The organism is Ectopseudomonas khazarica (assembly GCF_004521985.1).
In the GTDB taxonomy this organism is placed as follows: Bacteria; Pseudomonadota; Gammaproteobacteria; order Pseudomonadales; family Pseudomonadaceae; genus Aquipseudomonas; species Aquipseudomonas khazarica.
Genome location: NZ_SBHZ01000003.1, coordinates 243227 through 262715 on the forward strand (window position 1 = coordinate 243227; position 19489 = coordinate 262715).

At 62.6% G+C, this 19489-nt stretch carries 19 protein-coding genes; 2 read left to right on the forward strand and 17 right to left on the reverse strand.

Translation table 11 applies throughout. The annotated features are described in order from the left end of the window. Positions 1-66: 66 nt before the first annotated feature. Both EPK82_RS04870 and EPK82_RS04875 read right to left on the reverse strand, forming a co-directional pair. Positions 67-513 (reverse strand): PaaI family thioesterase, encoded by a 447-nt coding sequence (locus EPK82_RS04870; RefSeq protein WP_037051907.1) that lies wholly within the window; start codon positions 511-513, stop codon positions 67-69. After that, the gene (locus tag EPK82_RS04875) at positions 510-989 is read right to left on the reverse strand and encodes a PaaI family thioesterase (protein WP_134675932.1); all 480 of its coding nucleotides are present in this window, start codon (positions 987-989) and stop codon (positions 510-512) included. The genes EPK82_RS04870 and EPK82_RS04875 overlap by 4 nt, the downstream gene beginning before the upstream one ends. A 303-nt stretch (positions 990-1292) precedes the next feature. Here EPK82_RS04875 and EPK82_RS04880 point away from each other — a divergent pair, with 303 nt between their 5' ends. Continuing rightward, positions 1293-1589 (forward strand): hypothetical protein, encoded by a 297-nt coding sequence (locus EPK82_RS04880; protein WP_134675933.1) that lies wholly within the window; start codon positions 1293-1295, stop codon positions 1587-1589. A 42-nt stretch (positions 1590-1631) separates the two neighbouring features. Here EPK82_RS04880 and EPK82_RS04885 read toward each other — a convergent pair whose 3' ends face one another. The 12 genes from EPK82_RS04885 to sdhC form a co-directional block, all read right to left on the reverse strand. Further along, entirely contained in the window at positions 1632-2027 is a 396-nt protein-coding gene (locus tag EPK82_RS04885; protein WP_037051896.1) for an MAPEG family protein, read from the reverse strand. Continuing rightward, the gene (locus EPK82_RS04890; protein ID WP_037051894.1) at positions 2024-2758 is read right to left on the reverse strand and encodes a DUF599 domain-containing protein; all 735 of its coding nucleotides are present in this window, start codon (positions 2756-2758) and stop codon (positions 2024-2026) included. Before EPK82_RS04890 ends, EPK82_RS04885 begins: the two co-directional genes overlap by 4 nt. Before the next feature lie 107 nt (positions 2759-2865). Then, the gene (brnQ, locus tag EPK82_RS04895; protein ID WP_134675934.1) at positions 2866-4179 is read right to left on the reverse strand and encodes a branched-chain amino acid transport system II carrier protein; all 1314 of its coding nucleotides are present in this window, start codon (positions 4177-4179) and stop codon (positions 2866-2868) included. A 328-nt stretch (positions 4180-4507) separates the two neighbouring features. Then, a complete protein-coding gene (gene sucD / locus EPK82_RS04900; RefSeq protein WP_037051890.1) occupies positions 4508-5395 on the reverse strand; it encodes a succinate--CoA ligase subunit alpha in 888 nt (295 codons plus the stop codon). Continuing rightward, a complete protein-coding gene (gene sucC, locus EPK82_RS04905) occupies positions 5395-6561 on the reverse strand; it encodes an ADP-forming succinate--CoA ligase subunit beta (RefSeq protein ID WP_037051889.1) in 1167 nt (388 codons plus the stop codon). Before sucC ends, sucD begins: the two co-directional genes overlap by 1 nt. 242 nt (positions 6562-6803) lie before the next feature. Then, positions 6804-8240: a dihydrolipoyl dehydrogenase gene (lpdA, locus tag EPK82_RS04910; protein WP_037051888.1), complete on the reverse strand. Its 1437-nt coding sequence runs from the start codon at positions 8238-8240 to the stop codon at positions 6804-6806. 66 nt (positions 8241-8306) lie between these two features. After that, entirely contained in the window at positions 8307-9536 is a 1230-nt protein-coding gene (odhB, locus tag EPK82_RS04915) for a 2-oxoglutarate dehydrogenase complex dihydrolipoyllysine-residue succinyltransferase (protein ID WP_037051887.1), read from the reverse strand. Between the two features lie 65 nt (positions 9537-9601). Further along, a complete protein-coding gene (locus tag EPK82_RS04920) occupies positions 9602-12433 on the reverse strand; it encodes a 2-oxoglutarate dehydrogenase E1 component (RefSeq protein WP_037051886.1) in 2832 nt (943 codons plus the stop codon). A 250-nt stretch (positions 12434-12683) separates the two neighbouring features. Continuing rightward, a complete protein-coding gene (locus tag EPK82_RS04925) occupies positions 12684-13391 on the reverse strand; it encodes a succinate dehydrogenase iron-sulfur subunit (protein WP_037051885.1) in 708 nt (235 codons plus the stop codon). A gap of 11 nt (positions 13392-13402) precedes the next feature. Further along, a complete protein-coding gene (gene sdhA / locus EPK82_RS04930; protein WP_037051884.1) occupies positions 13403-15175 on the reverse strand; it encodes a succinate dehydrogenase flavoprotein subunit in 1773 nt (590 codons plus the stop codon). Positions 15176-15178: 3 nt separating this feature from the next. Continuing rightward, entirely contained in the window at positions 15179-15547 is a 369-nt protein-coding gene (gene sdhD / locus EPK82_RS04935; protein ID WP_037051883.1) for a succinate dehydrogenase, hydrophobic membrane anchor protein, read from the reverse strand. Then, positions 15541-15915, reverse strand: coding sequence for a succinate dehydrogenase, cytochrome b556 subunit (gene sdhC, locus EPK82_RS04940; RefSeq protein WP_037051882.1), 375 nt, complete (start codon positions 15913-15915; stop codon positions 15541-15543). The genes sdhD and sdhC overlap by 7 nt, the downstream gene beginning before the upstream one ends. A gap of 362 nt (positions 15916-16277) precedes the next feature. On the opposite strand from sdhC, the gene gltA reads away from it, so the two are divergent. Further along, the gene (gltA, locus tag EPK82_RS04945; protein ID WP_037051881.1) at positions 16278-17558 is read left to right on the forward strand and encodes a citrate synthase; all 1281 of its coding nucleotides are present in this window, start codon (positions 16278-16280) and stop codon (positions 17556-17558) included. A gap of 58 nt (positions 17559-17616) precedes the next feature. Here gltA and EPK82_RS04950 read toward each other — a convergent pair whose 3' ends face one another. The 3 genes from EPK82_RS04950 to EPK82_RS04960 all read right to left on the reverse strand — a co-directional run bounded on the left by EPK82_RS04950 (position 17617) and on the right by EPK82_RS04960 (position 19480). Then, positions 17617-18216 (reverse strand): START domain-containing protein, encoded by a 600-nt coding sequence (locus EPK82_RS04950; RefSeq protein WP_134675935.1) that lies wholly within the window; start codon positions 18214-18216, stop codon positions 17617-17619. A gap of 65 nt (positions 18217-18281) precedes the next feature. Continuing rightward, positions 18282-18533 carry a YkgJ family cysteine cluster protein gene (locus EPK82_RS04955; protein ID WP_037051879.1) on the reverse strand — a complete coding sequence of 84 codons (252 nt, stop codon included), beginning with the start codon at positions 18531-18533 and terminating at the stop codon, positions 18282-18284. Between the two features lie 74 nt (positions 18534-18607). Next, positions 18608-19480, reverse strand: coding sequence for an NAD(P)-dependent oxidoreductase (locus tag EPK82_RS04960; protein ID WP_134675936.1), 873 nt, complete (start codon positions 19478-19480; stop codon positions 18608-18610). Positions 19481-19489 lie beyond the last annotated feature (9 nt).

Here is a 19489-nt window from a genome sequence, read left to right on the forward strand (position 1 = left end):
TCCTTGTCATCATTTCGCTGCGCTACCGATCCGTTCCGTCATGCAAGCAATCACCTCGACAAGGGCTCAGGGCTCATCGACCTTGAAATGGGCACGGGCTGTGGCAATCGGCTCGGTCTGGCTGGTCTGCCAGGCATTGATCGCCACGTTGGCGACCCGTCGCCCCTGGCGCCAGACCTGGCACTGCGCATAGGTGTCACGATAATGGCCGGCGCGCAGGTAATCTATCGAGAAGTCGATGATTTTCGGCAAATGTGGAATTCCCATGAACATCAGCAGATGCAGCATGGCGGCATGTTCCATGAACCCGGCGATCACGCCGCCATGCAGCGCCGGCAGTACCGGGTTGCCGATGCAGTCACGATTGGCCGGCAGGCGAAAGACCATGTCATCGCCCAGGCGCAGGCACTCGATCCCCAGCAGCTTGGCGTAGGGGATCAGGCTGATCAGCGGGTCGTAGTCGTTCTGCTGGTGCGCGCGTGCGACCAGCTGCTCCAGGTTGAGCTCGCTCATGCCGCACCACCCTGCTGAATGTCATGTTTCAGCTCTCCGCCGCCTTGCGCGGCCTTGCCCATGCGCATGAAGGCGCCGACCACGTGGGCGATGGGCTGCTCGGGGTCATCCTGATAGGCGTAGCCACGGGTGAAGATGACGTTGGGCGTCACGCGATAGCACTCGGCGAAACCGAACACATCCTTGCCCGGCTCGGCGGGATGCATGTAGTCGATGCGCAGGTCCAGCGTCGGGCAGATCTCGAACTCGGGTAGCACGCACACGGTGGAGATGCCGCAGGTGGTGTCCATCAGCGTGGTGATCGCCCCGCCATGGATGACGCCGGTATCCGGATTGCCAACGATGTGCGGCGCGTACGGCAGGCGCAGGGTCAGGCCCTTGCTGTCAGCGCGCTCGACCGCCATGCCGAGCACCTGACAATGACGCAATGCAGCAAGAAACCGCTGCGCGCGATCCTCAATCGACTGTTCACTCATCTCTCTACTCCCGACCGCACCAGCAGCAATGCCTGGGGCACTCCTGACGTCCGCATGCGTTGGACAATGAATCGCAGCTGCCAGGCGCGTTTCCGGGCGGCGCCGGCGCGGCGCAACGGCCCGACACGCGCGCTGGCAGGCTGCAAAAAGGGCTGCGCATCATAGCGCCTCGAGGCGCTGCCTCACACCGGCGTCGTGCCAGCGAAACGAAAACGCAGGGAACTTGCGCAGTCGATCAAGGTTCAGAGTGGGTGTGCGCTCTTGGGGTCAACCCAGCCACCTATAACTCTCACACATGGAGTGATGACTGTGAACAAACCTCTGACTTATGCCCTTCTGCTTGCCACCGCCCTGGGTCTCGCCGCCTGCGAGAAAACCCCGGAAGACAAGATGGAGTCAGCCAAGGAGTCAGTCTCCGAAGCCATGGAGAATCTGGGCAATGCGGCCGAGGAAACCGGCGAAGCCATCGAGCAGAAAACCAACGAGGCCCTGGGCAACGAGCCCACCACCGGCGAGAAGATCGAGAATGCGGCCGACGACGCGGCCAACGCCCTCGAAGATGCCGGCAACAAGGCCAAGGACGCCGTGGACGGCGAATAAGCCTCAGGCACCTGCGAAAAGGCCCGCATTGCGGGCCTTTTTTCATTTCAATGCCGGGCTGATCATCAGCAGCAGGCTGCACGCCAGGCCCACGACCCAGACCAGGCTGCGCTGCCAGTGCAGGTCCCACCAGTAGAGCAGCAGGTACAGCACGCGACTGACGACGAAGGTCACCGCCAGCACGTCGACGAGCACGCCGTAGGTCTGGGTGACATGCGCCATCAACACGCCGACGGCGAACAGCGGGAAGGCCTCGATGCTGTTCAGGTGCCCGGCCAGCGCGCGTGCGCCAAAGCCGGTGAGACGCGCCTGCTGCGCGCGCGGATGGTGGTTGTCGTAGCGACCACCACCCTCCTTGGCCATCGCCTTGGCGACCGGCGCCTTGGCGATGAAGATCAACAGGGCACTGATGAACACACACCAGAACGGCAGACTCATTCACTCTTCTCCTTGGCCACGTCCGTAGCCGGTGTTGGGGTATAGACCATCACTTCCAGTACATCCGAATGGAACTCGCGGCGGTAGAGGATCAGCACCACGCCGGTGGTTACCAGCATGAAGAACCAGGGGTTGATGAACCAGGCCAGCGTCGACATCCCGAAATAATAGGCACGCAGGCCGAAGTTGAACTGGTTCGCGGCCATCGAGATGACCCGCGCGGTGCGCTCGGCGAACGCCTTGCGCTCCTGCTCGGTGACATGGCGCTCCCCCACCATCGGCGCGGAACCGACCAGCACCGCCGCGAAGTTGTACTGACGCATGCACCAGCTGAAGGTGAAGAAGGCATAGACGAAAATCACCCCCAGGCACAGCAGCTTGATCTCGGACAGGCCACGGCTGGCCGGTTGCACGAAGGGAATGTCGGCCAGCAGCGAAAGGGCCCGGTCGGACGCACCGAGCACGGTGAGGATACCGGCCAGGATGATCAGCGTGCTGGAGGCGAAGAACGACGCATTGCGCTCCAGATTGCCGATCACGTTGGCATCGGCAATGCGGTTCTCGCGCAGCAGCATGCGGCGCATCCAGTCCTCGCGGTACAGGTGCAGCACGCTGGCGAGACAGGGCGTGGTCCGGCCCTTCCAGGACGCGTAGCGGGTGTAGCCGCCCCAGCACAGGACGAACCAGAGCACGGCGAGAAAGTGAGGCAGGTACGGGTAGCTGTCGAGCATGCCAACTCCTTGTATGACTGCCGCGGATTATAGCCAGAGCGCCAGGCGACTTGTTCGACAAAAAGAAGGCCGCCTCGTGGGCGGCCTTGCTTTGACGGCGACGCGCCTCAGGCAGTGGCGCCCTGGCGCAGACCGAGAATGCGGTCGAGCATCACGACCAGCGCCAGCGTGATCGCCACTGGCAGCAGCCAGCCCAGGCTCTGCCCTGCCAGCGGCAACTGGCCGAACCACGCCGGCACCTTGTCTGCCCATGGTGTCGCTGCGACGCCATCGGCCACGCCGAAGATCAGAGTCACCGCCATCACCGGCACGAAAACCAGGGACTGCGAGAGCCACAGGCGGTTGGCCAGGCTCAGGGCGACCAGCACGATCGCCAGCGGATAGAGGCCGACCAGCACCGGGATGGAGAAGCTGATCAGCTGGGTCAGGCCCTGGTTGGCCACGATCAGGCTGAACAGGCCGAAAACGATCACCACGCTGCGATACGACACCGGCAGCAGATTGCTGAAGAATTCGCCGCAAGCGGTCAGCAGGCCGACGGCGGTGGTCAGGCAGGCCAGGGTGATGACCACGGCCAGCAGCAGGCTGCCGGTAGTACCGAAGGTGTGCTGGACGTAAGTGGTCAGGACCTGCACGCCATTTTCCGCATCACCGGCGATGCCCTGGCTGGTGGCGCCGAGGTAGAACAGCGCCAGGTACACCAGCGACAGGCCGATGGCGGCGATCACCCCGGCGACGATCGAGTAGCGGGTCACCAGGGCGCCGTCGCTGACACCACGGTCACGGATGGCACTGGCGATGACGATACCGAATACCAGGGCACCGAGGGTGTCCATGGTCAGGTAGCCCTGGAGGAAACCCTGCACCAGGGGCGCCTCGCGATAGCTGTCGGCGACCACGCCGATCTCGCCTGCCGGTGCGAACAGCGCGGCACCGCCCAGTACCAGCAGCGCAGCCAGCAATACCGGGGTGATGAACTTGCCGATACGGTCGACCAGTTGCCCGGGGTTGAGCGAGAGGAACAGGACGGCAGCGAAATAGACCAGGGTGTAGATCAGCAGCGGCGTGCCTTCGTTGCCGGCGAACGGGGCGATGCCCATCTCGAACGACACCACCGCCGTGCGTGGCGTGGCGAACAACGGCCCGATGGCCAGGTACACCGCCACGGCCAGGATCGCACCGGCGACCTTGCCCAGCGGCGCGGTGAGCAGGTCCATGCCGCCGCCGACACGGGCCAGCGCCACGACGGTCAGCAGGGGCAGCCCGACACCGGTGAGGAGAAAGCCGACTGCGGCAGGCAGCAGGTTGGCCCCGGCAGCCAGGCCGGCGCTGGGCGGAAAGATGATGTTGCCGGCGCCAAGGAACAGCGCAAATGTCATGAAGCCAAGGGCCAGGAGATCCGAGCCTTTCAAACGAGTCATAGAGGGGAATACCACGGGCAGGAAATCGAAGAGTTGCGGGGGTTTCCTCAGGGATCAGGGAAACGTCGCCCGAGCGTTTTGGCTCGAACCACTGCTGGTATCGCCAGGCGCTTGTGGCGCCACGGACACGATAAGCCGCGCATACTAGCGAAAACCGCGCAGCAGCAGCACAGTTGCCGGACGAGCTGTCGAACTGGCGTAACTGCCTGTCGCCTCAGCAACAGTTACCGTGCATTTCCATGCGGCTGCTCACGCCGCGCCGCACCAGAGCGGGCAGAAAAACAAAAAGGCCACCCGAAGGTGGCCTTTTTGCGAGCATCAGGAACGCTTAGGCGTTCTTGACTTCCCAACCGGTCAGCTCGGCCAGGGCCTTGCCGATGTCAGCCAGGGAACGCACGGTTTTCACACCCGCGTCCTGCAGTGCAGCGAACTTCTCGTCTGCAGTGCCCTTGCCGCCGGAGATGATGGCGCCAGCGTGGCCCATGCGCTTGCCGGGAGGAGCGGTCACACCAGCGATGTAGGAAACTACAGGCTTGGTGACGTTGGCCTTGATGTAGGCAGCCGCTTCTTCTTCAGCCGAACCGCCGATCTCACCGATCATGACGATCGCTTCGGTCTTCGGATCTTCCTGGAACAGCTTCAGGATGTCGATGAAGTTGGAGCCCGGGATGGGGTCACCGCCGATGCCCACGCAGGTGGACTGGCCGAAACCGGCGTCGGTGGTCTGCTTGACGGCTTCATAGGTCAGGGTGCCGGAACGCGACACGATGCCTACCTTGCCTGGCAGGTGGATGTGACCCGGCATGATGCCGATCTTGCACTCGCCGGGAGTGATCACGCCCGGGCAGTTCGGGCCGATCAGGGTAATGCCCAGCTCGTCGCAGATGACTTTGGCATCCAGCATGTCCAGGGTAGGAATGCCTTCGGTGATGCAGACGATCAGCTTGATGCCGCCGAATGCAGCTTCCAGGATCGAGTCCTTGCAGAACGGAGCCGGAACGTAGATGACCGAAGCGTCGGCGCCGGTGGCTTCGACGGCTTCTTTCACAGTGTTGAACACTGGCAGGCCCAGGTGGGTAGTACCACCTTTGCCCGGAGTCACGCCGCCAACCATCTTGGTGCCGTAGGCGATGGCTTGTTCGGAGTGGAAAGTACCCTGCGAGCCGGTGAAGCCCTGGCAGATGACTTTGGTGTCTTTATTGATCAGGACGCTCATTACTTGCCCTCCGCAGCTTTGACGACTTGCTGAGCAGCGTCGGTCAGGCTGGTTGCCGCGATGATGTTCAGGCCGCTTTCAGCCAGGACCTTGGCGCCCAGCTCGGCGTTGTTACCTTCCAGGCGGACGACCACCGGGATCTTCACGCCGACTTCTTTCACGGCGCCGATGATGCCTTCGGCAATCATGTCGCAACGAACGATACCGCCGAAGATGTTCACCAGAACGGCAGCAACGTTGCTGTCGGACAGGATGATCTTGAAGGCTTCGGTCACGCGCTCTTTGGTCGCGCCGCCACCTACGTCGAGGAAGTTGGCTGGCTTGCCGCCGTGCAGGTTGACGATGTCCATGGTACCCATGGCCAGGCCGGCACCGTTGACCATGCAGCCGATGTTGCCTTCCAGGGCCACGTAGTTCAGCTCGAAGCTGGCAGCGTGGGCTTCACGAGGATCGTCTTGCGACGGGTCGTGGAAGGTCTTCAGCTTCGGCTGACGGTACATGGCGTTAGCGTCGATGTTGATCTTCGCGTCCAGGCAGTGCAGGTCGCCGTCGGCCTTGATGACCAGCGGGTTGACTTCCAGCAGAGCCAGATCGTGATCTTTGAACAGCTTGGCCAGACCTACGAAGATCTTGGCGAACTGAGCGACCTGCTTGCCTTCCAGGCCCAGCTGGAAAGCCAGCTCGCGACCCTGGTACGGCTGAGCGCCGACCAGCGGATCGACGGTGGCCTTGAGGATCTTCTCAGGGGTTTCGTGGGCCACTTTCTCGATGTCCACGCCACCTTCGGTGGACGCCATGAACACGATGCGACGGCTGGAGCGGTCCACTACAGCGCCCAGGTACAGTTCCTTGGCGATGTCGGTGCAGGATTCGACCAGGATTTTGCTGACCGGCTGACCATTGGCGTCAGTCTGGTAAGTCACCAGACGCTTGCCCAGCCAGTTGGCGGCGAAGGCTTTGGCGTCTTCCTTGCTCTTGACCAGTTTTACGCCACCGGCTTTACCGCGGCCACCGGCGTGGACCTGGGCCTTGACGACCCACTCGCTGCCACCGATTTTTTCGCAGGCTTCTGCGGCTTCTTCCGGGGTGTCTACCGCGAAGCCCTTGGATACAGGCAGGCCGTATTCAGCGAACAGCTGCTTACCCTGATACTCGTGAAGATTCATGCTTGTCTACCGTCTTCGTTTAGGTATTGCGCATTCGGCGCTGTACTTTTGATACCGCGCCACCTGTGACTGCCGAGGCAGTCCGCCGGGCATTCCGCTGCGAGTCGAGCTCGACGCGGGCCACCCGCCGTGGTTCTGCTTGCAAAAACCACCGCGACGATGAGGCGATTACGCGACGCCCCACCTACCACGGCGGCTTACAACAACTCGGGCGGCCGGCTACTGCCGACCACCTTTCACACTTAGCGCTTCTTGCGGTTGGCGATGTGGATCGCGCCACCGTTCACTGCCAGGGCCGCTTCGTGCAGCGCCTCGGACAGGGTCGGGTGCGAGAAGACCATCATGCCCAGGTCTTCGGCGCTGGTGCCGAATTCCATACCGATGGCGCCTTGCTGTACCAGCTCGGCAGCGCTTGGGCCGATCACGTGAACGCCCAGTACGCGGTCGGTGTTGGCATCGGCGATGACCTTGACCAGGCCGCCGGTGTCGTTGGCAGCCATGGCACGGCCGCTGGCAGCGAACGGGAAGGTACCGATGTTGATGGCAACGCCCTCACCTTTCAGCTGCTGCTCGGTCTTGCCGACCCATGCGATTTCCGGGTGGGTGTAGATGACCGACGGGATCAGGTCGTAGTTCATCTGCGCCTTGTGGCCGGCGATACGCTCGGCGACCATCACGCCCTCTTCCGAGGCCTTGTGCGCGAGCATGGCGCCACGCACCACGTCACCGATGGCGTAGACGCCCGGTACACTGGTTTCGCACTGATCGTTGACGTAGATGAAGCCACGCTCGTCCAGGTCCACACCGCTGTCGGCGGCCAGCAGATCGGTGGTCACCGGGCGACGGCCCACGGCCACGATCAGCTTGTCGAAGACCATCTTCTGCTCGCCGTTGGCGTCGGTGAAGCTGACGGTGACCTGCTTCTTCTTGACTTCCGAACCGGTGACGCGAGCGCCCAGGCGGATGTCCAGGCCCTGCTTGGTCAGGGTCTTCTGGGCTTCCTTGGCGATCTGCTCGTCAGCAGCGGCGAGGAACTTGTCCATCGCTTCCAGCACGGTGACTTCGGAACCCAGACGGGCCCATACCGAGCCCAGCTCCAGACCGATCACGCCAGCGCCGATGACGCCCAGCTTCTTCGGTACGCTCTGGAATTCCAGGGCGCCGGTGGAGTCGACGATGACGTCCTGATCGACCGGAGCCGGCGGAATCTCGACCGGCTTGGAGCCGGAAGCGATGATCACGTGAGCGCCTTCGACCACCTGGGTCTTGCCGTCGGTGCCGGTCACTTCGACCTGCTTGCCAGCCAGCAGCTTGCCGTGGCCTTCCAGCAGGGTCACGCCGTTGGCCTTGAACAGCGAGGCGATACCACCGGTCAGGTTCTTAACGATGGTGGCCTTGCGCCCGATCATCGCCGGAACGTCGATGGTCACGCCCTTGGCTTCGATGCCGTGAACGGCGAAACCTTCCTTCGCTTCGTGGTACTTCCAGGAGCTGTCCAGCAGCGCCTTGGAGGGGATGCAGCCGACGTTCAGGCAGGTGCCGCCGAGGGCGGTCTTGCCGTCCTTGCCCTGATATTTTTCGATACAGGCGGTCTTCAGACCGAGTTGCGCTGCTTTGATGGCGGCAACATAGCCACCAGGGCCGGCACCGATGACTACCACGTCGAATTTCTGGGTCATAACGTATTCCTTCTCGAATAAACCGGACGGCCCTGTAAACAGGGCCGCCGTGGAGGAGACTGGCTTTTAGATGTCCAGCAGCAGGCGAGCCGGGTCTTCAAGCAAGTTCTTGATGGTCACCAGGAAGGTCACGGCTTCCTTACCATCGATCAGGCGGTGGTCGTAAGACAGCGCCAGATACATCATCGGGCGGATCACCACCTGGCCGTTGATCGCCATCGGGCGCTGGATGATGTTGTGCATACCCAGGATGGCGGCCTGCGGCGGGTTGACGATCGGAGTCGACATCATCGAACCGAAGGTACCACCGTTGGTGATGGTGAAGGTGCCGCCGGTCATTTCTTCGATCGCCAGCTTGCCGTCACGGGCCTTCTTGCCGAAGGTGGCAATGCCGTTCTCGATTTCAGCCAGGCTCATCAGCTCGGCGTTGCGCAGAACCGGGACCACCAGGCCACGGTCGCTGGATACGGCGACGCCGACGTCGGCATAGCCGTGGTAAACGATGTCGTTGCCGTCGATCGAGGCGTTGACCGCCGGGAAGCGCTTCAGCGCCTCGGTAGCCGCCTTGACGAAGAACGACATGAAGCCCAGGCGTACGCCGTTGTGGGACTTCTCGAACAGATCCTTGTACTTCGAACGCAGCGCCATGACTTCGGTCATGTCGACTTCGTTGAAGGTGGTCAGCATGGCCATGGAAGACTGCGCCTCGACCAGACGCTCGGCGATCTTGGCGCGCAGGCGGGTCATCGGTACGCGCTTCTCGGTACGGTCGCCAGTGGCGACTACCGGAGCAGCAGCGGCCGGAGCGGCAGCCGGCTTGGCAGCAGCGGCCGGCGCGTTCTTCTTGGCTTCGACGGCGGCGACCACGTCTTCCTTGGTCACGCGGCCACCCTTGCCGGTGCCGGCGATGCTGTTCGGGTCGATGCCGTTCTCTTCGGCCAGCTTGCGCGCAGCCGGGGACAGGATCGCATCGTCACCGCCAGCAGCGGCCGGAGCAGCAGCCTGGGCAGGCGCAGCGGCAGCGGCCGGAGCGGCAGCCGGAGCAGCGGCGGCAGCGCCACCTTCGGTCAGCTTGCCCAGCAGCTCGTTGGACAGAACGGTGTCGCCTTCGTTCTTGATGACTTCAGCCAGGACACCATCGGCCTCGGCCAGGACTTCGATCACTACCTTGTCGGTTTCGATGTCGACGATCAGCTCATCGCGCTTGACCGCTTCGCCCGGCTTCTTGTGCCAGGTGGCCACGGTGCCGTCGGCAACCGATTCCGGGAAGGTTGGGGCTTTGATCTCGATAGCCATTGTATGCGTTTCCTTAAATTCGGTTTTACCGCCAGGTGGCACCTGCCACCTGGCGGATGAAGGCGTTAAACAGTAAAGGCGTCCTGCAGCAGTTTTTCCTGCTGCTCGGCGTGCATCGAGGCATAACCGCAAGCCGGCGCTGCCGAGGCATCACGACCGGCGTACTCGAGGAACAGGGCCTTCTTGTGCGCAGTGGCGACGCGACGCATGTGGTGCTGACTGCAGTACCAGGCGCCCTGGTTCATCGGTTCTTCCTGACACCAGACGATGTGCTTGAGGTTCTTGTACGGTGCCAGCGCCTCGGCCAGGTCCTCTTCCGGGAACGGGTAGAGCTGCTCGATACGCACGATGGCGATATCTTCGCGGCCCTCGGCACGACGCTTCTCCAGCAGGTCGTAGTAGACCTTGCCGCTGCACAGGACCAGACGCTCGACCTTCTTCGGATCCAGCCCATCGATCTCGCCGATGACGGTCTGGAAGGAGCCTTCGGCCAGATCGTCCAGGGTCGAGATGGCCAGCTTGTGGCGCAACAGCGACTTCGGCGTCAGCACCACCAGCGGCTTGCGCAGCGGACGGATCACCTGGCGACGCAGCATGTGGTAGACCTGTGCCGGGGTGGTCGGTACGCAGACCTGCATGTTGTGCTCGGCGCACAGCTGCAGGTAACGCTCCAGACGCGCCGAGCTGTGCTCAGGCCCCTGCCCTTCGTAACCATGCGGCAGCAGGACGGTCAGGCCGCAGAGACGACCCCACTTGTGCTCGCCACTGGAGATGAACTGGTCGAACACCACCTGGGCACCGTTGGCGAAGTCGCCGAACTGGGCTTCCCAGATCACCAGCGCGTTCGGCGTAGTGGTGGCGTAGCCGTATTCGAAGGCCAGTACGGCTTCCTCGGAGAGGTAGGAGTCGTACAGTTCGAACTTCGGCTGACCGTCGTACAGGTTCTTCAGCGGAACGTAGGTCGCGGCGTCCTTCTGGTTGTGCAGCACCGCGTGGCGGTGCGAGAAGGTGCCACGGCCGATGTCCTGGCCGGTCATGCGGATCGGGTGACCTTCGACCAGCAGCGTGGCGTAGGCCATGGTCTCGGCGAAGCCCCAGTTGATCGGCAGGCCACCGGCGCCCATCTTCTGGCGATCCTCGAGAATCTTCGCGACCTGACGCTGGACGACGAAGCCTTCCGGGATTTCCAGCAGCTTGGAGGACAGATCCTGCAGGGTCTTGAGGTCGAAACGCGTGTCGTGACGCGCGGTCCAGGCATGGCCCAGGTACGGACGCCAGTCGACGAACAGTTCCTTGTTGGGTTCCTTGACCAGGCTCTTGACCACGTGCTGACCGTTGTCCAGCGCGGTGCGGTACTCGTCGATCTTGGCCTGCACGTCGTCGTTGCTCTGCACGCCGGCCGCAATCAGGGCATCCGCGTACAGCTCACGGGTGGTGCGCTGCTTGGAGATCTGCTGGTACATCAGCGGCTGGGTGCCGTTCGGCTCGTCGGCCTCGTTGTGACCACGGCGGCGGTAGCAGACCAGGTCGATGACCACGTCACGCTTGTACTGCATGCGGTAGTCGACGGCCAGCTGGGTGACGAACAGCACCGCCTCCGGATCATCGCCGTTCACGTGGAAGATCGGCGCCTGGATCATCTTGGCCACGTCGGTGGCGTACTCGGTGGAGCGCGCATCCAGCGGGTTGCTGATGGTGAAGCCGACCTGGTTGTTGATCACGATGTGGATGGTGCCGCCAGTCTTGTAGCCGCGGGTCTGCGACATCTGGAAGGTTTCCATGACCACGCCCTGACCGGCGAAAGCCGCGTCACCGTGGATGGAGATCGGCAGGACCTTCTCACCACCGGCATCGCTGCGGCGATCCTGACGGGCACGTACCGAACCCTCGACCACCGGGGAAACGATTTCCAGGTGCGAGGGGTTGAATGCCAGCGCCAGGTGCACTTCGCCACCCTGGGTCATCACGTTGGACGAGAAACCCTGGTGGTACTTGACGTCACCGGAGGACAGGCCTTCGGTCTTCTTGCCTTCGAACTCGTCGAACAGGTCGCGCGGGTTCTTGCCGAAGGTGTTGACCAGTACGTTCAGACGGCCACGGTGGGCCATGCCGATGACGATTTCCTTGGTGCCGTAGGAACCGGAGCGCTGGATGATCTCATCCAGCAGCGGGATCAGGCTCTCGCCACCTTCCAGGCCGAAACGCTTGGTGCCCGGGTACTTGGTGCCCAGGTACTTCTCCAGGCCTTCGGCAGCGGTGACGCGCTCGAGCACGTGCGCCTGAACCTCGGCGGAAAACTGCGGGCGACCGCGTACGCTTTCCAGGCGCTGGGCGAACCAGTTGCGCTGACCGGAATCGACGATGTGGGTGAACTCGGCCCCGATGGTGCGACAATATGTCTGCTGCAGCGCATCGCGGATTTCGCGTAGCGTTGCTTCTTCTTTGCCGATGTACAGTTCGCCAGTACGGAACGTGGTATCCAGATCCGCATCGGTCAGACCGTAGTGATTGATCGACAGATCAGACGGCGCAGTGCGCACCCACAGACCCAGAGGGTCGAGCTGGGCGGCCTGATGGCCACGCATGCGGTAGGCCTGGATCAGACGCAGCACTTCCACCTGCTTTTTCTCGTGCTCGCTGCTGACGGCCCCGGCGGAAACCGGCTGGGCACGACGCGAATTCTTGGCGAGCAGGACGAAATGATCGCGAATGGTCGAATGCGATACGTCCGTTGCAGCGCTGCCGTCGGTCGGCAACTTCTGGAAGTAAGTGCGCCACTCTTCTGGCACAGCGTTGGGATCGTGCAGGTAGAGCTCGTAGAGCTCTTCCACGTAGGCAGCGTTGCCACCGGATAGGTGGGCACTGTCCCACATGCGCTGCATCACGCTTTCTTGCATGCTTGGTCACCCTCGGTAAGGGGACACCACCGGCGTGAAAACCGCATGGTCCGATCAGAAGTCATGATGCTGCGACTCGGATACAGCCACTTGGGTTCCCGCAGATAGCCCGGGTACCAGCCCGGATGCCCCTGCTGGTCGTCATGTTTTTCGAGTATGAACCGCGGCTTTGTGGGCTGCGGTTCTGGCTTTTGCTGCGAAACCGACCGGAGTCGGTCCCGCAGGTGTTACAGGTATAGCAACTTGCGAATCAGGTACCGCTCTGCAGCAGCATGTTGCGCACGTGACCGATGGCCTTGGTCGGGTTCAGGCCTTTCGGGCAAACGTTGACGCAGTTCATGATGCCGCGGCAGCGGAACACGCTGAACGGATCATCCAGGGACGCCAGACGCTCGGAGGTCTTGGTGTCGCGGCTGTCGGCCAGGAAACGATAGGCCTGCAGCAGCGCAGCGGGACCGAGGAACTTGTCCGGATTCCACCAGAACGACGGGCAGCTGGTCGAGCAGCAAGCGCACAGGATGCACTCGTACAGGCCGTCGAGCTTCTCACGCTCTTCCGGCGACTGCAGACGCTCGATGGCCGGAGCCGGCGTGTCATTCTGCAGGAACGGCTGCACTTTCTCGTACTGCTTGTAGAAGATGCTCATGTCGACGACCAGGTCACGAATGACCGGCAGCCCCGGCAGCGGACGGATCACCAGCTTGCCACCCTTCAGCCCCGCTGCGGACAGCGGAGTGATGCAGGCCAGACCGTTCTTGCCGTTGATGTTCATGCCGTCGGAGCCGCACACGCCTTCACGGCAGGAACGACGATAGGAGAAACCCTCGTCCTGTTCCTTGATCAGCGCCAGCACGTCCAGGACCATGATGTCCTTGCCGTTGGTGTCGATCTGGAAGTCCTGCATGAACGGAGCAGCGTCTTTCTCCGGGTTGTAGCGATAAACACTGACTTGCAACATATCAGTCACCCTTAATAAGTCCGAACCTTGGGTTCAAACGCCGGAACGGTCTTCGGCGCGAAGTTCACGTCACGCTTGGCTACGCGCTTCTCACCCGGGAAGTACAGGGAGTGGCACAGCCAGTTCTGATCGTCGCGCTCTTCGAAGTCTTCACGAGCGTGGGCACCACGGGACTCCTTGCGAGCCTCGGCGGCAACCGCAGTCGCTTCGGCGACTTCGAGCAGGTTTTGCAGTTCCAGCGCCTCGATACGCGCAGTGTTGAACGCCTGGCTCTTGTCGGAGATCTTCACCGTCGCGATACGCTCGCGCAGGTCGGCCAGTTGTTGGATGCCCTTCTGCATGTATTCGCCGGTACGGAATACACCGAAGTAGTTCTGCATGCACTGTTGCAGCTCGCGCTTGAGCGGCGCGACCTCTTCACCGGTGCTGCGCTCGTTGACGCCGGCCAGACGGGCCAGCGACTGCTCGATGTCGGTTTCGCTGGCGCCACGCACCTCGACACCTTCCTTGAGCGCTTTTTCCAGGTGCAGGCCAGCCGCGCGGCCGAATACCACCAAGTCGAGCAGCGAGTTGCCGCCCAGACGGTTGGCACCGTGCACCGATACGCAGGCGACCTCGCCCACGGCGAACAGACCTTCGATGATGGTGTCCTTGCCGTTGGCGTCCTGAGTGATGGCCTGGCCATGGATGTTGGTGGCCACGCCGCCCATCATGTAGTGGCAGGTCGGGATCACCGGAACCGGGGCAACGACCGGGTCGACGTGCGCGAAGGTCTTGGACAGTTCGCAGATGCCCGGCAGACGGCTGTGCAGCACTTCTTCGCCGAGGTGATCGAGCTTCAGCAGTACGTGGTCCTTGTTCGGGCCCACACCGTTGCCGGCGATCACTTCCTTGACCATGGAACGGGCGACGACGTCACGACCGGCGAGGTCCTTGGCGTTCGGCGCATAGCGCTCCATGAAGCGCTCGCCATGGGCGTTGATCAGGTAACCACCCTCACCACGGCAGCCTTCGGTGACCAGTACACCAGCGCCGGCGATACCGGTCGGGTGGAACTGCCACATTTCGATGTCCTGCACCGGCACACCGGCACGCAGGGCCATGCCCACGCCGTCACCGGTGTTGATCAGGGCGTTGGTGGTGGAGGCGTAGATACGGCCAGCACCGCCAGTGGCCAGGACCACGGCCTTGGAGCGGATGTATACGGTCTCGCCGGTCTCGATGCAGATGGCGATGATGCCGACGATGGCGCCATCCTGGTTCTTCACCAGGTCGACCGCGTACCACTCGTTGAGGAACGAGGTGCCAGCCTTCAGGTTGGCCTGGTACAGGGTGTGCAGCAGCGCGTGACCGGTACGGTCGGCAGCGGCGCAGGTACGAGCAGCCTGAGTCGGATTGTCCGGACCCTTGGACTGACCACCGAACGGACGCTGGTAGATGCGGCCCTGTTCGGTACGGGAGAACGGCAGACCCATGTGCTCGAGCTCGAACACGGCTTCCGGACCAACGGAGCACATGTATTCGATGGCGTCCTGGTCACCGATGTAGTCGGAGCCCTTGACGGTGTCGTACATGTGCCAGCGCCAATCGTCGTTCGGGTCGGCCGAAGCGATGGCGCAGGTGATGCCGCCCTGAGCGGAAACGGTGTGCGAGCGAGTCGGGAACACCTTGGTGACCACGGCAGTCTTGTGACCGCCCTGAGCCAGTTGCAGCGCAGCACGCATGCCGGCGCCGCCGCCACCTACGATGATGGCGTCATAGGAAAGAGTACGGATGCTAGACATGAATCAGAAACCCCACAGAATCTGCACGCCCCAGACGAACATCGCGAACATGGCGATGCCACACACGGCCTGGAACAGGAAACGCACACCAGTCGCCCACTTGCCCAGCGCCATCGGCGTCAGGTAGTCGGTGGAAATGGTCCACATGCCGACCCAGGCGTGCACGCTCAGTGCAACCAGTGCCAGCAGGCTGAAGATGCGCATTGCGGTACTGGAGAACAGGCCGTGCCATTCGGCGTAGCCCATACCCGGATTGCAGATCACATAGCCCAGCAGGAACAGCGTGTAAGCCGCGAGAACGACCGCAGAAACGCGCTGAGCCATCCAGTCATAGAGGCCCGAACGCGAGAAGTTCGTGACATTAGTTACCATATCCATACCCCCAGCAGCACGATCACGACCGCAGCAACGGCGATGACGATTTTCGAGCCCAGCTTGCCGCCTTCCAGCGTCTCACCGATGCCCATGTCCATGATCAAGTGGCGCACACCGGCCACCAGGTGGTACAGCAGAGCGGACAGAAGACCCCAGATCACGAACTTGGCCAGCGGGCTGGTCAGGCATTCTTTCACCTGGGCGAAGCCCTCTTCGGACGCCAGCGACTTGTCGAGGCCGAACAGCAGAATGGCGATACCGACAAAGAGGATGACACCGGAGATACGGTGAAGAATGGACGTGTAAGCGGTGATTGGGAGCTTGATAGTCCTAAGGTCTAGGTTTACAGGTCGTTGGCTATTCACGGCTTTTTATCACACTGAGAGCCCCTAAACTTCAGGGCAAAGTTGTTGGGAAGTGCACTGGTCAGGTACCCATCACCCAAGGAGTGACGACCGCCATGATATGGCCGCAAAGCCCCTGGCGGTCGGGCGCAGAGTATAGACAGTTAGCAGACTAATGACAATGCAATGGCCTACCCCAAAAAGCGCATTGCAGCCTGCAAACAAATGGCGTAAATAGCGGCCTTTTTTCGCTGAAAATCCCGCCCAAACCCTTCTACTGCCTGGGTTCTCGCAAATTGACTTTCGAATTTATCCCACTATAGTGGTGCGGGCCCTGCGTGGGGGGCCGTCTGATGATTTCAAGCATAACTAGGAGGCCACATATGGCTGACAAAAAAGCGCAGTTGATCATCGAGGGCAATGCCCCCGTCGAACTGCCCGTTCTGACCGGCACTGTTGGTCCCGATGTAATCGATGTGCGGAGCCTGACCGCCACGGGTCGGTTCACATTTGATCCTGGTTTCATGTCGACCGCCTCTTGCGAGTCGAAGATCACCTATATCGACGGCGACAAAGGGATTCTGCTGCACCGCGGCTACCCCATCGAACAGCTCGCCGAGCAATCCGACTACCTGGAAACCTGCTACCTGCTGCTCAACGGCGAACTGCCGAGCAAGGAAGAGAAGGCCAAGTTCGTCAGCACCATCAAGAACCACACCATGGTTCACGAGCAGCTGAAGACCTTCTTCAACGGTTTCCGCCGTGACGCCCACCCGATGGCCATCATGTGTGGCGTGGTCGGCGCCCTGTCCGCCTTCTATCACGACTCGCTGGACATCAAGAACCCGCAGCACCGTGAAGTGTCCGCCATGCGCCTGGTCGCCAAGATGCCGACCATCGCCGCGATGACCTACAAGTACTCCATGGGCCAGCCCATGATGTACCCGCGTAACGACCTGAACTACGCGGAAAACTTCCTGCACATGATGTTCAACACCCCGTGCGAGATCAAACCGATCAGCCCGGTGCTGGCCAAGGCGATGGACAAGATCTTCATCCTTCACGCCGATCACGAGCAGAATGCCTCCACCTCCACCGTACGCCTGGCGGGCTCCTCGGGCGCCAACCCGTTCGCCTGTATCGCAGCCGGCATCGCCGCGCTCTGGGGCCCGGCTCACGGCGGCGCCAACGAAGCCGTGCTGACCATGCTCGACGAGATCGGCAGCGTGGACAACATCGAGAAGTTCGTGGCCAAGGCCAAGGACAAGGATGACCCGTTCAAGCTGATGGGCTTCGGCCACCGCGTGTACAAGAACTTCGACCCGCGCGCCAAGGTCATGAAGCAGACCTGCGACGAGGTTCTGGCGGAGCTGGGCATCAACGATCCGCAGCTGGAGCTGGCCATGAAGCTGGAAGAGATCGCGCGCAACGATCCTTACTTCAAGGAGCGCAACCTCTACCCGAACGTGGATTTCTACTCGGGCATCATCCTCAAGGCCATCGGCATTCCGACCTCCATGTTCACCGTGATCTTCGCCCTGGCACGTACCGTGGGCTGGATCTCGCACTGGAAGGAAATGCTCTCCGGTCCGTACAAGATCGGCCGTCCGCGCCAGCTGTACACCGGCTACGAGCAGCGCGACCTGCCCGCCGACCGCGGCTGATCGATCGCTGCACGACAAGAAAGGCTGCCATCCGGCAGCCTTTTTTCATTCCCGCCCGTCAGCGCCCCTCGACCCGGGCACGCAAGCCCTGCAGGGTCTGCAACGGCGCGTCGACGACGAAGCTGTTGGCCAGCCACGAAGGCACGCTCCCGCCCGGCTCGGTATGCACCTCGTAGGTCACCTCTACCCTGCCCTCGCCCATTGGCTGCAGGTGCCACTGGCCGTCGACCCGCTGCACCCGCACGAAATCATCGTTTTCCGGCAGGCGCTGCGGCACCGCCTCCAGCACCCGCGTGACAGCGCCATCGGCATCCGTGCGCGTCGTGACCTCGATCACCGAGTCGCGCGCCTTAACCGGCCAGGGCATGTCGAAGCGCGTGTACACCTCGCTCACCTCCCCCTCGTGCTTGAGCAGGCGCTGCTGCTGACAGCTGAATATCCAGGCACAGGAGCCGGCGACATCCTCCTGGGCGGCCTGCACGGCGGCCAGATCCCCCTTGATCGTCACCACGCCGCGATAGGCCTTGTACTTGGAACCCGGCACGTCGGCCAGATAGACGCGCATGCCATCCTCCTCACGCTCCAGCTGCCATTGCCTTTCGGCAGCCTGGGTGGCGGTTGCACACAGCATCACGGCCAACACGGACATACGGATCATCTTGGAACCTGTTCTCTGGGTAGTGTTTGCGTTTCGACCGCAGCAAGGGGAAACGGGTTCAGCCGTCAGACTGTCGCCTGCTCCAGCCAGCCGAGCATGCGAATGGCGCTGTCGCGACTGTCGCCGCAAAGCTCGACCTCGGCCTTGAACGCCGAGCAGACGGGCGGCCGCTCCGGCTTCCCGAACAGGGCACAGAGCGCATCGACGGACAGATGAATGCAGCGCACACCTGCCGGCTTGCCGTCGGGCATGCCAGGGATGGGCGAACTGATGGAGGGCGCGACGCAACAGGCGCCACAGCCGGCACGGCATTCCATGGGGAACCTCGACGAGGCAGAACGAACGGCGCGATGCTAATGAGCCGCGCGCCGTCAGTCGAGGGCTTTCGTGATCAGCGGTTACGCTGCAGGCGCGCCAGCAGGCTGGAGGTATCCCAGCGTCCACCGCCCATGGCCTGGATGTCGGCGTAGAACTGATCGACCAGCGCCGTCACCGGCAACTGCGCACCGTTGCGGCGCGACTCCTCGAGCAGGATCGACAGGTCCTTGCGCATCCAGTCGACGGCGAAGCCGAAGTCGAATTCCCCGGCCAGCATGGTCTTGTAGCGGTTCTCCATCTGCCAGGACTGTGCGGCGCCCTTGCTGATCACATCGACCACCGCCTGACCATCGAGCCCGGCGCACTGCGCGAAGTTCAGCGCCTCGGCCAGGCCCTGCACCAGGCCGGCAATGCAGATCTGGTTGACCATCTTGCTCAACTGCCCGCTGCCCGCAGGCCCCATCAGACGCATCATCCGCGCGTAACTCTGGATGACCGGCTCGGCCACTGCATAGGTCTCGGCCTCGCCGCCCACCATGACCGTCAGCACGCCATTGACCGCCCCCGCCTGGCCGCCGGAGACCGGCGCATCGAGAAAGCCCAGCCCGCTCTCGGCGGCCATGTTCGCCAGCTCGCGGGCGACATCGGCGGATGCCGTGGTGTGGTCGACCAGGATCGCCCCCGGCGACATCCCGGCGAAGGCGCCCTGCTCGCCCAGGATCACGCTGCGCAGATCGTCGTCGTTGCCCACGCAGCACATCACCAGCTCGGCGCCCAGCGCGGCCTCGCGCGGCGTCGGCGCCGCACTGCCGGCGTACTCGCCGAGCCACTGCTCGGCCTTGCCCGGCGAGCGGTTGTACACCGTCACCTGGTGACCGTTGCGGGCGAGATGCCCGGCCATCGGATACCCCATCACGCCCAAGCCGATAAACGCGACCTTAGCCATAGCAACCTC